The following is a 15,072-nucleotide window of genomic DNA, read 5'->3' on the forward strand; positions in this document are numbered from 1 at the left end:
GTTAGGCGTTCGGGCACTGTCCGGACCCGGAATGGCAAATAAAATAGCCTGCAAGGCAGGCTCTAACTCAGGGGACGTTTGAATGAAAAAATGGTCACGCCACCTGCTCGCGGCGGGCGTACTTGCCCTCGGCATGAGCGCCGCACACGCTGACGACAACAAAACACTCTACTTCTATAACTGGACCGAGTATGTGCCGCCGGGCCTGCTGGAGCAGTTCACCAAAGAGACCGGCATCAAGGTTATCTATTCGACGTATGAATCGAATGAAACGATGTACGCCAAGCTCAAAACCTATAAAGAAGGCGCGTACGACCTGGTGGTGCCGTCGACCTACTTCGTGGACAAAATGCGCAAAGAGGGCATGATCCAGAAGATCGACAAAACGAAGCTGACTAACTTCCACAATCTCGATCCCGAGATGCTTAACAAGCCATTCGACCCGAATAACGATTACTCCATTCCGTACATTTGGGGCGCGACGGCGATCGGCGTCAATACTGACGCCATCGATGCGAAAACCATTACCAGTTGGGCAGATCTGTGGAAACCGGAATACAAAAGCAGCCTGCTGTTAACTGATGATGCGCGCGAAGTGTTCCAGATGGCGCTGCGCAAACTCGGTTATTCCGGCAATACCACCGATGTGAAAGAGATCGAAGCGGCTTATAAAGAGCTGCAAAAACTGATGCCAAACGTGGCGGCGTTCAACTCCGATAACCCGGCGAACCCGTATATGGAAGGCGAAGTGAATCTCGGGATGGTGTGGAATGGCTCCGCCTGGGTTGCGCGCCAGGCGGGAACACCGCTGGAGGTCGTGTGGCCGAAAGAAGGCGGTATTTTCTGGATGGACAGCTTATCGATTCCCGCAAACGCGAAAAACGTCGACGGTGCGCTGAAGTTGATTAACTTCCTGCTGCGCCCGGAAATTGCCAAACAGGTCGCGGAAACCATCGGCTACCCGACGCCAAACCTGGCGGCGCGTAAGCTACTCAAACCTGAAGTGGCAAACGATAAATCCCTCTATCCGGATGCCGAAACCATCCAGAAAGGTGAATGGCAAAACGATGTCGGCAGCACCAGCGCCATTTATGAAGAGTACTACCAGAAGTTAAAAGCGGGCCGTTAACCGCTTTCGTCGACCGGGTCGCTCACCCGGTCGACACCGCCAGAAGCAACCCTGGTCTGGCATTTTCCGCCTGCAACGTCCAGCCGTGCGCCAGCGCAATTTCATGGCAAATCGCCAGCCCCAGCCCGGCTCCGCTATCGCGTCGATGCGCGCCGCGCCAGAAGCGCGAAAACAGCAACGGTAATTCGTCTTCCGCCACGCCCGGCCCGACATCGCGCACCGTAAACCCATTTTCACTGACGGCAATATGCACGGACGTACCGGGTGGCGCGTGCTGGATAGCGTTCTCGATCAGGTTTTTAAGCAGGGTGAATAACGCCCCGCGATCGGCGCGCCAGCGCAGCGGATCGTCTGCCGTTGATAAGGTCAACGAAACCTGCGCATCTGAAGCGATACGCTGAAGAAACTGCACGCAATCGCGGGCAATCGCATGGGCATCAACCTGAGCAAACTGGTAGCTCAGTGGTTCGCTGGCCTCAGCCAGCAGTAATAACTGCTGAACCTGACGCGCCAGATGTTCGACCTGCAATAACAGCGGCTCGCGCGCTTCCTCTGTGGCCTCCATCATTTCTACTTCTGCACGAATCAGCGTCAGCGGTGTTTTTAACTCATGCGCCGCTTTCGCCAGAAAATCCTGCTGATTACGATACCCCTTCTCCAGTCGCGCCAGCGCCTGGTTGAAGCTGTCAATCAGCGGGGAGATCTCTGTCGGTACGCCGCGTGTTTGCAGACGCGCATCCAGCGAGCGCGGCGAGATAAGCGCCGCCTCCGTCGACACATTGCGCAGCGGCTTGAGGGAATATTTCAGCGTCACCCACGCACAAAGCCCGAAGACTACCAGCAGCACCAGGCTGAACAACTCGATACCAAAGCGGATAAACGGTAAGGCAAAACCGCGATGCAGAAAATCGATAATCCGCGAACTGGCAGCCATCTGGATCCACCAGGTTTTGCCTGCAAGAACATACGGTTCGGTCGCACCATCGTAAATCATGCCGTTAAGCGTGAATTTAAACTCTCGTGATACTCGCGGTGCAAGCGTCGGCCAGTGTTGCGCACCGGGCGACATCAGCACGACTCGCCCTTCGCCATCCAGCACTCGATAAGCTACATCATCGGTGATGCTTTGGTAGATCCACAGTGGAAATTGGTCGCCGTTATTGAACCCGGTCGGCTGCCCGCGCGCGTCAAACTGCAAGTCCTGAGCCAGCCGGTGGGTGTAGTCAGAAAGATCCATCCCCGGTAAGCGCTCTTTCACCACCCGACCAGACAGCACCAGCAACGCAATACTCAGCAGCGCCCCGGCGACAAACGCCAGCAGGATCTTCAGCGCAAGGCTATTCAGCCAACGTTTTTTCCCGGATGGCATAGCCTAATCCCCTGAGGTTAACAATCTGCAGGCGCGAACCAATCGCCGTTAACTTACGCCTTAACCGGTGCAGCGCGACGTCGAGCGCGTTCGGCGTTACCGCATCGCTTAACCCCCATCCGGCGGCTTCCATCCGGCTACGGCGCACTACGCCGCCCTGCTTTCCTACCAGCGCTAACATGATTTGCAGCTCAGCAGGTGCCAGCGCAATGTGCTGTTCGCCACACTGCATAATGCTGGCTTCCGGCGAAAGGATTAAATCGCCCCACGCCGGTTGCAGCGGCTGGCTTTGCACCGGACGGCGCAACAGGGCACGCATGCGCGCCACCAGTTCCTCCATGGCAAACGGTTTGGCGAGATAGTCATCCGCGCCCGCCTCCAGCCCTTCGACGCGATCGTGCAGCGCATCGCGGGCGGTGAGGATCAAACACGGGATCGCGACCTGCGTCTGGCGCAGGCGATGCAATAGCTGGATACCGTCGCCATCGGGCAAACCGCGATCGAGCACCAGCCCCTGATAAGAGACCTGTGCTATCGCCGCCCAGGCCGCATCGCCGCGCCCGACAATATCCACAGCGATGCCCGCCGCTGCCAGCCCTTTGGCAATCAGGCGCGCCAGATGGTCGTGATCTTCAATCAGTAATATTCGGCTCATCAGAAATAGTACAGATAACTTATTAAGATGCGGTTTTCGTTAGTCCTGTTCACCAGCGGGCTGTCCTTAATTTCCGACGCCAGCAGCGTCATTTCCACGTCAACCATCAGCGTGTGATGTTCATTGAATGTGTACAGGCTGCGTACGCCCATTTCGGTGTTAATCGAGGCATCTGCACGGTATGCAGGCCGCCACGGACGTGCTTCGCTGCGGCGCACGCCGTAGTAGTAATCGACATAGCTGCTGTTATAACGGCTGACGACCAGCCGCGGCGTCAACGTAAATTGCTCACTCAGATGCCAGCGCTTTTCTGCGCCCAGGCGTAAACGCTGCCCGCGACTGTTACCGGAAAGATCGTGAGTCCAGTCGGTAAACAGATCCACCACCGGGTTTTGCCACCCGATGCCCGCCCCGCCCCAGAATCCCCCTTTGCGCTTGTCCATCCCTTTCAGGATATCGGCATCATCGGACGAATAGCCTGCGCCATCGTAACGGGCTATTAGACCGATATTGAGCTGTTGGGTTTCACTCAGATGTAGCGCGGGCAATTTGACTTCAGCCGCCGTGCCTGAAAAGCGGAAATAACGGTTTTCATAATGCAGAATCGGGATCGGGGTGTACTGACGGTCACTATCCTGGTAAGGCTTTTGCGTGCTAATCACGCCGACGCCAATTCCCCAAACCGGCGGTGTTTCTGCCTGGGCGGCAAAGACAACAGAGACGAGACTTGCTGCGACAACACAACGTGGCACAACACCCATGATGATGCTCCTGTTAGCGGTGGAAACGCTATCATCAGGGGCGTTGTCTTACGGGGAACTTACCAGGGATTTTCACGATAGTCACACGCTGGCGCGTGGCGAACAGGTCAGTAAAAAGCGCTAAACCGCCATCCCCTTAGCTAAAAAGGATGGCGGTGATGGTTAAAGCTTTTTCAGCAGCTTTTCAACGTATTCCGGTACGACCTGGCTTGCCAGCCCATAGTGTTTCTCTTCAAACTCGCTGCCAACCTGGCTCGGTTCGAGATTCAGCTCTACGGTGTGCGCGCCCTGCAGTTTCGCTTCATGCACAAACCCGGCAGCCGGATAAACATGCCCGGAGGTGCCAATCGCGATAAACACATCCGCCATTGCCAGCGCGCTGTAAATCTCGTCCATCCCCAGCGGCATTTCGCCAAACCACACCACATGCGGGCGCAGCGGTGCCGGAAACTGGCAGCAGTGGCATTTGTCATCGTGCGTGACATCCCCCGTCCACGTCAGCACCTGCCCGCTTTGCGAACAGCGCACTTTCAGCAGCTCGCCGTGCATATGGATAATGTTTTTATTGCCCGCGCGTTCGTGCAGGTTGTCGATGTTTTGCGTGATCAGCAAAAAGCGATCGCCCAGCGCCTGCTCGAGCTTCGCCAGCGCCAGATGCGCGGCATTCGGCACAATCTCCGGCAGTTGCAGCTGCCTGCGCCGATCGTTATAGAAGGTTTGCACCAGTTGCGGGTTGCGGGCGAAACCTTCCGGTGTCGCCACGTCTTCAACATGATGCTCTTCCCACAGCCCGTCTGCCGCGCGGAAGGTACGAATACCGGATTCAGCGGAAATGCCCGCTCCCGTCAGAACGACGACTCTTGGTTTTTCCATTACGCCTGGCACCATTGTGTCTCTGAAAAAAATTCGCTGACGCAAGCGCTCGCGCAAACGGCGCTTGTTACGGCGAAAACGGCTGAGACGATGTGAACGTCGCGATTGCATAGCATCCTCTCAGATTAGTCAGTGAGGTGAAGAAAGGCCGCGCCGCGCATCCCGCCCGCATCGCCATGGCGCGCGCGTTCGATACGTGGTACATCGCCTGCCGGTAACAGATGCGGCGCAATACGCGCTGGCAACAGCCGGGTCAGCGCGCTGAAATTTGATAAACCGCCGCCAATTACCAGCAGATCCGGGTCGACAATGGTCAGAATATTACCCAGACACACCGCCAGCAAATCCACATAACGTTCCACATGCGCCAGCGCCTTCGCCTCGCCCTGTTCCCAGCGCGTAATGATTTCCGGCGCTGACAAGGATTGATGATAGAAGTGTCGGTACAGCCAGGCAAAACCGCGCCCGGAGAGATAGTTTTCAATACAACCGATCTTTCCGCAGCCGCATCGGGTAAGCGGGAAATCAAAACCCATCAGCCCCAGCGCATCCACCGGCAGGCGGATATGACCGAACTCACCGGTAATAAAGCGACGGCCAGAGATGGATTTGCCATTCACCACCAGCCCACCGCCAACGCCGGTGCCGAGGATTAACCCCATCACCAGCGGATACTGGCGGAATTCGTCATCCCAGGCTTCGGAGAGCGTAAAGCAGTTGGCGTCGTTGTCGATACGCACATTGCGCTCAAGCAACGCAGTAAGGTCGGCGCGCAGCGGTTGACCGCTGGCAGCGGGGAGATTAGCGGCATACAGCGTGCCGTCGGCGGTTTCCGGCATGCCGGGAATACCGACGCCGACGCTGCCTTTGACACCGAAATGCGCATCCGCTTCGGCAACCAGATCGGCAATGGCGCGCAGAAACGTCTGATAGCTGTCGTGCGGGGTGGCGACGCGCTTTTCCCACTGTAAGCGCCGGTTGGCGTCAAAGACGCCCAACGCGATTTTACTGCCGCCGATATCAAATCCGTAATTCATTGCCACTCCTTCGTTGTGGCCCGTTCCACGCGGAATTACTGCCCGCTCAGCACTCGTGCAGGATCAATATTGCTCGCCCGGCGCGCCGGATACCAGCTTGCCAGCAGGCTTAGCGCCAGCGCCGTCACCAGCACATAGACGACATCCAGCGGGTGCAGCTCCGATGGCAGGAAATCGATAAAGTAGATATCTCCCGACAGGAACTGATGGCCGATCAACTTTTCAATCACATTAATGATTGGCGTTAATTGCAATGATACGACAACGCCGATCACCACACCGCTGATGCTGCCAAGCAGGCCCGCCAGCAGACCGTACCAGACGAAAATGGCGCGGATAAGCCCATCTTTCGCCCCAAGCGTACGCAGCACGGCAATATCACCACTCTTGTCTTTTACCGCCATGACCAGCGTCGAGACAATGTTAAAACAGGCCACGCCAATCACTAAGACCATCGCCAGATACATTATGGCGCGGATCATCTGAATGTCGCGATACATGTAGCCGTACTTACCAATCCAGCTTTTGATATAGACGTAGCTGTTGGTCACTTCACCCGCGTCGCGCACCAGTTTATTGGCGTTAAACACATCATTTACTTTGATGTCGATGCCGGTGACGCTGCCGCCCATATCCAGATATTGCTGCGCGTCCTGCATCGGGATCATCGCATAGCTGTGATCAAGCTGGCCGCTCAGTTGCAGAATGCCCGTGACATGCAAACGCACGCGTTTGGGTTGCAGCAGTTTATGCGCGTCATCGGAGTTGGGGATCATGATGGAAACCCAGTCGCCCTGCTTCACTTTTAGCGCATCGGCCACGCCTTTACCCAGAATGATCTGTTGCTCACCGGCACGGAAATTTTGCCAGGCGTCGCCCTGCACAAATTTCGGCAAAGCGCTAAGCTGCGTTTCCTGCGCCGGGTCAACGCCTTTCACCTGAATCGCGCGCAGGTTGGCACCGCTTTCCACCAGCCCGGTAAAATTAATATAGGGCGCAGCGGCGGCAATGCCCGGCACTTTTTTCACTTTTTCCAGCGCTGTGTCCCAGTTCGTCCAGGGCTGATTCACCGGCTCGATTTCACCGTGCGGCACCACCGCCAGAATGCGGTTGTTCAGTTCACGTTCGAAACCATTCATCGCGCTTAAACCAACAATCAGCACCGCCACGCCCAGCGCGATGCCAACGGTGGAGATCACCGAAATCAGCGACACCATGCCGCCACGACGGCGACCACGACTAAAACGCAGCGCAATCAGTAAAGAGAGGGGTGAGGCCATTACTCGGCCCCCATCAGGGTGACTTCAGTATTCAGGCGACCATCGCGCATTTCTAACTGGCGATTCATACGCTTCGCCAGGTGTAAATCATGGGTCACCACGAGGAAAGCCGTGCCCTGCATTTTGTTCAGTTCGCCCAGCAGTTCGAAAATGCTGTCCGCGTTACGCGCATCGAGGTTCCCTGTCGGTTCATCTGCCAGCACCAGGCGCGGATTGTTGACCAGCGCGCGGGCAATCGCCACACGCTGGCGTTCGCCGCCGGAAAGCTCGGAAGGGCGGTGGCTGGCGCGATGTTCAAGCCCAACCGCGCGCAGCATTTCCCGGGCTCGCTCATTAATTTCCGCTGGTTTCTTTTTGCCAATCAACAGCGGCATTGCCACGTTTTCCAGCGCGGTGAAGTCCGGCAACAAATGATGGAACTGGTAGATAAAGCCTAATTCCCGGTTACGCAGCTCCGCTTTGGCGGTCGAGGTGAGTTTGCTCATCGGCTGGTCACGGAAAATTACATCGCCAGAGGTTGGCGTATCCAGCCCGCCTAACAGGTGCAACAGCGTACTTTTACCGGAGCCGGAGCTGCCGACAATCGCCATTAACTCCCCTTCCGCCATGCTAAAGCTGACATCATGCAGTACGTCGGTTTGCACACTGCCTTCCTGATAGCGTTTGCACAGGTTGTCGCATTGCAACAGGATCTTATTCATAACGTAAAGCCTCAGCGGGTTGAGTGGCGGCGGCGCGCCAGGAAGGATAAAGCGTAGAGAGCAGCGCGATGGCCATCGCCACCAGCGCAATACCAATCACCTGCAGCGGTTCAATCGCCACCGGCAGGGCTGCGCCATCAAGGAAGGCACCAATAATCGGCATCAGGTTATTTAACTGGCTGGCGAGCAGTGCGCCCAGCCCGGCACCCAGCAATGCGCCAATAATCCCGGCGCTGGCTCCTTGCACCATAAACACGGCCATGATTTGACGTGGGGTTAAGCCCTGGGTTTGTAAAATCGCTACCTCGCCCTGCTTTTCCATCACCATCAGACCAAGCGAGGTAATAATGTTGAATGCCGCAACGGCGATGATCAGGCTCAGCAGCAGCCCCATCATGTTTTTTTCCATCCGCACGGCCTGGAACAGCTCGCCTTTACGATCGCGCCAGTCCTGCCATTTGGTGCCTTCCGGCAATGTCTGCTGGCTGAGCACATCGACTTTCAGCGGCTCATTCAACCATAAACGCCAGCCGGTGATATTCCCCGCCGGGTAGCGCATCAGGCGTGAAGCGTCATCAATATTGACCAGCATCTGGTATTCGTCGACTTCACTGTTCGCCGCAAATGTACCCACCACGGTGAACAGACGCTGGCTCGGCAAACGGCCCATCGGCGTAAACTGGCTGGCAGAGGGCACCATCACACGAATTTGATCGCCACGGTTCACGCCCAACTGACCGGCCAGTTGCTCACCGAGGATAATGTTGTATTTGCCCGCTTGCAGATCGCTTTGTTTGACGTTCACCAGATATGGCGTCAGCGGATCGTTTTGCGTTGGATCGATGCCCATCATCACCCCCACCGCCACGCTGCGCGCGCTCTGGAGCACTACATCGCCAGTGGTGAGCGGCGCAATTCGCGTCACGCCCTGTAATTTGATTTGGCTTGCCGGCAGCTGCGCTGGATTCAGTGAGCCGTTTTGCGTGGTAAGAGTGGCCTGTGGCATCAGCCCCAGAATGTTGTTTTGCAGCTCGCGCTCAAAGCCATTCATCACCGATAACACCGTTACCAGCGCCATAACACCGAGGGTGATGCCAATGGTTGACAGCCAGGAGACAAAGCGGCCGAAGCGGTCCGCTGCGCGCCCGCGCATATAGCGCAGGCCTATGAAAAGAGTGACAGGCTGGTACATGAAATCCGTCTGGTTGCTGATAGCAGAGTGAGGAGTATATAAGCGAAAGCACAGAGCGTAAATGAGTGAAACGGTAAGTATTCGTCAGACAGATAAGGAAAAATTCCGTGAAATCAAACCAATAAACAACCGCCAGCCAGTTTGCATTTCCGTTTGTTTGTACGGCTGTTGACCGCTAACGCCCTCTCGCCTTAATCCGAAAATGAACAAATACAGACACTTCCCCAATACATCCCTCTCCCGTCTGCCCAGGATCAACGACCAGGATTTTGGCAAAACAGGCAACAGTGTTAATGAAACAGAAAACATTATGGATTAATCAAATCAAGGGGTTATGTATTTGTCTGGTTGTGGTTTATCACTCCGTCATCACGTTTTACCCGCACCTGTCCACTTTCCAGCATCCGTGGTCGCAAACGCTCACTAAATGCTGGATTTATTTCAACCTTTACCTCGCGCCGTTTCGTATGCCGGTGTTCTTTTTTATCTCCGGCTACCTCATTCGCCGATATATAGACGATGTGCCGTGGAAAGAAACGCTCGATAAGCGTATCTGGAGCATCGTCTATGTGCTGGCGCTGTGGGGCCTCCTGCAATGGGCTGGGTTACGCCAGATAAATGACTGGCTCGCGCCGCAGCGCGATCTGAGTAATGCCGCCAACGCGGCTTACGCGGAGAACTGGCGCGAGTTCGCGCAGGGCATGCTCACCGCCAGTACCAGCTTGTGGTATCTCTATGCGCTGGTGGTCTATTTCACGCTTTGTAAGCTGCTCAGTAACTGGAAAGTGCCACTATTAGCGCTAATGATCCTGGCAAGCCTGGCGATTAATTACCTGCCACTGCCGTGGTGGGGGATGAACAGCGTGGTGCGTAATATGATTTTCTATTCGCTCGGCGCCTGGTATGGGGCAAGCGTAATGGAGTGGGTCAAAACCGTGTCGCTCCGCCGCTACGGATTACTGTTTGCGCTGGCGGCCGTGGTGGCTTTCGGGCTGTGGATGTTGAATATGCCACTGCCGCTGTGCCTGCTTTCTATTGTGGGCATTATGCGTTTGTTCCAGGTGCTGGAGCAGCGTTTTCCCCCCAACGAAAAGAGCCTGCTGAACGTAGTCGGCTCCAATACGCTGGCGATTTATACCACTCACCGCATTCTGATTGAGGCCATCAGCCTTGCGCTGCTCAAACCGATGAACGCAGGCGCATGGCCGCAAACGGTCGAACTGGCGCTGCTGTTAGTCTATCCGTTCGCCACGTTGCTGATTTGTACGCTGGCTGGACTGATGGTGAGAAAATTGTCGTCGGCACTGTTCGCCGATCTCTTTTTCACGCCACCGACGAAACATCTCACGGCGGTGCAAGCGCGTTAATCCTGCGCGTCGTATTGGCTAAACCCGCTTAATCACAGATAATAATGGTATTGCGTATCAGGGATATGCCCCCATAACGGGGGGTATATCCATAACGAGATCTTGATATCCCCATGCCTGAACAATACCGTTATTCCCTGCCTGTCAAAGCAGGCGACCAGCGCCAGTTTGGCGAACTGACAGGTGCTGCCTGCGCCACCGAAGTTGCGGAAATCATTGAGCGCCATCCGGGCCCGGTTGTGCTGATTGCGCCGGATATGCAAAACGCGCTGCGCTTGCAGGATGAGATTGGGCAGTTTACCGATAACCTGGTCATGAACCTCGCCGACTGGGAAACGCTGCCGTATGACAGCTTCTCACCACATCAGGAAATTATCTCTTCCCGCCTGTCGACCCTATATCAGCTCCCCTCCATGCAGCGCGGCGTGCTGATTGTTCCGGTAAATACGCTGATGCAACGCGTTTGCCCGCATAGCTACCTGCATGGCCATGCGCTGGTGATGAAAAAAGGGCAGCGCTTGTCGCGCGATGAGCTGCGCAGCCAACTCGATAGCGCGGGTTATCGCCATGTTGATCAGGTTATGGAGCATGGGGAGTACGCCACACGCGGCGCGCTGCTTGATCTTTTCCCGATGGGCAGCGAGCAGCCTTTCCGCCTCGATTTTTTCGATGACGAAATCGACAGTTTGCGTCTTTTCGACGCCGATACCCAGCGAACGCTGGAAGAAGTCGAAGCAATTAACTTACTGCCCGCACACGAATTCCCGACCGATAAAAACGCCATTGAGCTGTTCCGCAGCCAGTGGCGCGATAAATTTGAGGTCAAACGCGACGCCGAGCATATTTACCAGCAAGTCAGCAAAGGTACGTTGCCTACCGGGATTGAGTACTGGCAACCGCTGTTTTTCAGCGAACCGCTGCCGCCGCTGTTCAGCTATTTCCCGGCAAACACTTTGCTGGTTAACACCGGTAATCTGGAAAGCAGCGCCGAGCGCTTCCAGCAGGAGACGCAGGCGCGTTTTGAGAACCGCGGTGTTGACCCGATGCGCCCTTTACTGCCGCCGGAGACGCTGTGGCTTCGCGTTGATGAGCTCTACAGCGAGCTGAAGAAATGGCCGCGCATCCAGTTGAAAACCGAACAACTGGCCGACAAAGCCGCGCATGTTAACCTGGGTTACCGGTCGTTGCCGGATCTGGCGGTACAGGCGCAGCAGAAATCACCGCTGGATAACCTGCGTAAGTTCCTCGAATCGTTCGCCGGGCCGGTGGTGTTCTCCGTCGAGAGTGAAGGTCGTCGCGAGGCGTTAATTGAGCTGCTGGCACGCATCAAAGTTGCGCCTAAGCGTATTATGCGTCTCGATGAAGCCGAAGCGCCTAGCACATACCTGATGATCGGTGCCGCAGAACACGGCTTTATCGATACGTTACGCAGCCGGGCGCTAATTTGTGAAAGCGATCTGCTCGGTGAGCGCGTCGCGCGTCGCCGTCAGGATACACGGCGCACCATCAACCCGGATACGTTGATCCGTAACCTGGCCGAACTGCATGATGGCCAGCCGGTGGTGCACCTGGAACACGGTGTGGGCCGTTATGCCGGAATGACCACGCTGGAAGCGGGCGGCATCAAAGGCGAATATCTGATGCTGACCTACGCCGGCGACGCCAAACTGTACGTGCCCGTCTCGTCGCTGCATTTAATCAGCCGCTATGCAGGCGGTGCGGAAGAGAACGCGCCGCTGCATAAACTGGGGAGCGATGCCTGGTCGCGCGCGCGGCAAAAAGCGGCGGAAAAAGTGCGCGATGTCGCCGCAGAACTGCTGGATATTTACGCGCAGCGCGCCGCCAAAGCGGGCTTCGCCTTTAAACATGACAAAGAGCAGTATCAACTTTTCTGCGACAGTTTCCCGTTTGAAACCACGCCGGATCAGGCGCAGGCTATTAACGCGGTGCTCAGCGATATGTGCCAGCCGCTGGCAATGGACCGGCTGGTGTGCGGCGATGTCGGCTTCGGTAAAACCGAAGTGGCGATGCGCGCCGCGTTTCTTGCGGTTGAAAACAATAAGCAGGTGGCGGTGCTGGTGCCAACCACCCTGCTCGCCCAACAGCATTTCGATAACTTCCGCGATCGCTTCGCCAACTGGCCGGTGCGCATCGAAATGCTTTCACGTTTTCGCAGCGCCAAAGAGCAGGCGCAGATCCTGGAGCAGGCCGCCGAAGGAAAAATCGATATTCTGATTGGCACACACAAGCTGTTGCAAAGCGATGTCAAACTGAAGGATCTCGGCCTGTTAATTGTCGATGAAGAGCACCGTTTCGGTGTGCGCCACAAAGAGCGTATTAAAGCGATGCGCGCCGATGTGGATATCCTGACGCTGACCGCCACGCCGATCCCCCGTACACTGAATATGGCGATGAGCGGGATGCGCGATCTGTCGATTATCGCCACCCCGCCCGCACGCCGCCTGGCGGTAAAAACCTTTGTACGCGAGTACGACAACCTGGTGGTTCGTGAGGCAATACTGCGCGAGATCCTGCGCGGTGGGCAGGTCTACTATCTCTACAATGATGTGGAAAATATTCAGAAAGCCGCCGACCGGCTGGCGGAACTGGTGCCGGAAGCGCGCATCGCCATCGGTCACGGCCAGATGCGTGAACGCGAGCTGGAGCGGGTGATGAATGATTTCCACCATCAACGTTTCAACGTGCTGGTGTGCACCACCATTATTGAAACCGGGATCGATATTCCGACCGCCAACACCATCATTATTGAACGCGCCGATCACTTCGGCCTTGCCCAGCTCCACCAGTTGCGCGGGCGAGTCGGGCGTTCGCACCACCAGGCCTACGCCTGGCTGCTGACGCCGCATCCCAAAGCGATGACCACCGATGCGCAAAAACGCCTGGAGGCCATCGCCTCGCTGGAAGATTTAGGCGCGGGCTTCGCGCTGGCAACGCATGACCTGGAGATCCGCGGCGCGGGAGAACTGCTGGGCGAAGACCAGAGTGGTCAGATGGAAACCATCGGCTTTTCGCTCTATATGGAACTGCTGGAAAATGCGGTCGATGCGCTGAAAGCGGGCCGCGAGCCGTCGCTGGAAGATCTCACCAGCCAGCAAACCGAAGTGGAATTACGTATGCCGTCGCTGCTGCCGGATGACTTTATTCCTGACGTCAACACGCGCTTGTCATTCTATAAACGCATCGCCAGCGCTAAAGATGAGAACGCGCTGGAGGAAATTAAAGTCGAGCTGATTGACCGTTTCGGCCTGTTGCCGGATGCAGCGCGTAACCTGCTGGATATTGCCCGCTTGCGCCAGCAGGCGCAAAAACTGGGGATCCGCAAGCTGGAAGGCAACGAAAAAGGCGGCATGATTGAGTTCAACGCGAAAAATCATGTCAACCCGGCGTGGCTGATTGGCTTGCTGCAGAAACAACCGCAGCATTTCCGCCTCGATGGCCCAACGCGGCTGAAATTTATGCAGGATCTCAGCGAGCGCAAAGTGCGGATGGATTGGGTTCGTAACTTTATGCAGCAGCTCGCCGAAAACGCGGTAGCCTGAAAAAATGCGTTACGCCGGGTCGCATGGCCCGGCACCTTTACTTTCCTCAACATTTACAAATATTTTGCAATACTCCAGGATTTCCCTACACGCTGACCTACCATAATTCCATCACACAGCTTTATGGCAATAACCTTATGATTTACATGGATTATGGTAATGATAAAAATGTCGCGTTTCGTTCACTGGCTCGCGCTGCTGGCCGCCACTGTCGCTCTCGCCCTCCCCGCACACGCTAACACCTGGCCTTTACCCCCTTCCGGCAGTAACCTCGTTGGCGAGAACCGTTTTCATGTCGTGCAGAACGACGGCGGTTCACTGGAGGCAATTGCCAAGAAATACAATGTTGGATTTCTTGCGCTTTTGCAGGCCAACCCCGGTATCGATCCGTATGTCCCGCGCGCGGGCAGTGTACTGACCATTCCGCTGCAAACGCTGCTGCCCGATGTGCCGCGCAAAGGCATTGTGATCAACCTCGCCGAACTGCGCCTCTATTACTATCCGCCGGGTAAAAACGAAGTCACGGTTTACCCGATCGGCATTGGCCAACTGGGTGGCGACACGCTGACGCCCACCATGGTCACCACGGTTTCCGATAAACGCGCGAACCCCACCTGGACACCGACCGCGAATATTCGTGCACGCTATAAAGCGCAGGGAATAGATTTGCCAGCGGTGATGCCTGCCGGGCCGGATAACCCGATGGGCCACCATGCCATTCGCCTTGCCGCGTTTGGTGGCGTCTATTTGCTGCACGGTACTAACGCCGATTTCGGTATCGGTATGCGCGTTAGCTCCGGCTGCATTCGCCTGCGGGATAAAGACATCTCTAACCTGTTCGCCCAGGTTTCCCCGGGTACGCCAGTGAATATCATCAATACGCCGATCAAAGCGTCAGTTGAACCTGATGGCAGACGGCTGGTGGAAGTGCATCAGCCGCTATCGAAATCGATTAACGATGATCCCAAAACATTACCCATCGTGTTGAACGCTGCGATGCAAGCGTTCAAAGATGATGCGCGCAGCGATGCAGCAGTGATGAGCCATGCGATGGAAGTGCGTTCAGGGATGCCGGTCGATGTCACCCGCCACATTGAAAACGACCCGCAGGTGATGTAACTGCCCTGCTGGCGTAAAAAAAGGCCCTG

At 56.1% G+C, this 15,072-nt stretch carries 12 protein-coding genes; 4 read left to right on the plus strand and 8 right to left on the minus strand.

Annotation, left to right across the window (positions count from 1 at the left end; all coding sequences use genetic code 11):
- Window positions 1–82 precede the first annotated feature (82 nt).
- On the plus strand, window positions 83–1,129 hold the full coding sequence (potD, locus tag O3S68_RS07865) for a spermidine/putrescine ABC transporter substrate-binding protein PotD (RefSeq protein WP_269231209.1): 1,047 nt from the start codon (window positions 83–85) through the stop codon (window positions 1,127–1,129).
- Between the two features lie 22 nt (window positions 1,130–1,151).
- On the opposite strand, the gene O3S68_RS07870 is transcribed toward potD, so the two are convergent.
- The 8 genes from O3S68_RS07870 to lolC all read right to left on the minus strand — a co-directional run bounded on the left by O3S68_RS07870 (window position 1,152) and on the right by lolC (window position 8,997).
- Window positions 1,152–2,498 (minus strand): ATP-binding protein, encoded by a 1,347-nt coding sequence (locus O3S68_RS07870; RefSeq protein ID WP_269231210.1) that lies wholly within the window; start codon window positions 2,496–2,498, stop codon window positions 1,152–1,154.
- The gene (locus tag O3S68_RS07875) at window positions 2,467–3,153 is read right to left on the minus strand and encodes a response regulator transcription factor (protein WP_269231211.1); all 687 of its coding nucleotides are present in this window, start codon (window positions 3,151–3,153) and stop codon (window positions 2,467–2,469) included. Before O3S68_RS07875 ends, O3S68_RS07870 begins: the two co-directional genes overlap by 32 nt.
- Window positions 3,153–3,914 (minus strand): MipA/OmpV family protein, encoded by a 762-nt coding sequence (locus O3S68_RS07880; protein ID WP_269231212.1) that lies wholly within the window; start codon window positions 3,912–3,914, stop codon window positions 3,153–3,155. Before O3S68_RS07880 ends, O3S68_RS07875 begins: the two co-directional genes overlap by 1 nt.
- Window positions 3,915–4,076: 162 nt before the next feature.
- A complete protein-coding gene (cobB, locus tag O3S68_RS07885) occupies window positions 4,077–4,898 on the minus strand; it encodes a Sir2 family NAD+-dependent deacetylase (protein ID WP_269231213.1) in 822 nt (273 codons plus the stop codon).
- A 14-nt stretch (window positions 4,899–4,912) separates the two neighbouring features.
- Complete coding sequence (gene nagK, locus O3S68_RS07890; protein WP_020457475.1) at window positions 4,913–5,824, minus strand: N-acetylglucosamine kinase; 912 nt, start codon at window positions 5,822–5,824, stop codon at window positions 4,913–4,915.
- Between the two features lie 35 nt (window positions 5,825–5,859).
- The gene (gene lolE / locus O3S68_RS07895; protein WP_020457474.1) at window positions 5,860–7,104 is read right to left on the minus strand and encodes a lipoprotein-releasing ABC transporter permease subunit LolE; all 1,245 of its coding nucleotides are present in this window, start codon (window positions 7,102–7,104) and stop codon (window positions 5,860–5,862) included.
- Window positions 7,104–7,805 carry a lipoprotein-releasing ABC transporter ATP-binding protein LolD gene (gene lolD, locus O3S68_RS07900; RefSeq protein ID WP_160270719.1) on the minus strand — a complete coding sequence of 234 codons (702 nt, stop codon included), beginning with the start codon at window positions 7,803–7,805 and terminating at the stop codon, window positions 7,104–7,106. Before lolD ends, lolE begins: the two co-directional genes overlap by 1 nt.
- On the minus strand, window positions 7,798–8,997 hold the full coding sequence (lolC, locus tag O3S68_RS07905; protein ID WP_269231214.1) for a lipoprotein-releasing ABC transporter permease subunit LolC: 1,200 nt from the start codon (window positions 8,995–8,997) through the stop codon (window positions 7,798–7,800). Before lolC ends, lolD begins: the two co-directional genes overlap by 8 nt.
- 293 nt (window positions 8,998–9,290) lie before the next feature.
- Between lolC and O3S68_RS07910 the strand changes: the two genes are divergently transcribed.
- From O3S68_RS07910 to ldtC, 3 genes are all read left to right on the plus strand, one after another.
- Window positions 9,291–10,364 (plus strand): acyltransferase family protein, encoded by a 1,074-nt coding sequence (locus O3S68_RS07910; RefSeq protein ID WP_269231215.1) that lies wholly within the window; start codon window positions 9,291–9,293, stop codon window positions 10,362–10,364.
- 113 nt (window positions 10,365–10,477) lie between these two features.
- On the plus strand, window positions 10,478–13,924 hold the full coding sequence (gene mfd / locus O3S68_RS07915) for a transcription-repair coupling factor (RefSeq protein WP_269231216.1): 3,447 nt from the start codon (window positions 10,478–10,480) through the stop codon (window positions 13,922–13,924).
- Between the two features lie 159 nt (window positions 13,925–14,083).
- Window positions 14,084–15,043, plus strand: coding sequence for a L,D-transpeptidase LdtC (gene ldtC, locus O3S68_RS07920; protein WP_269231217.1), 960 nt, complete (start codon window positions 14,084–14,086; stop codon window positions 15,041–15,043).
- Window positions 15,044–15,072 lie beyond the last annotated feature (29 nt).

It is taken from the genome of Kosakonia sp. SOY2, assembly GCF_027109175.1.
In the GTDB taxonomy this organism is placed as follows: Bacteria; Pseudomonadota; Gammaproteobacteria; order Enterobacterales; family Enterobacteriaceae; genus Kosakonia.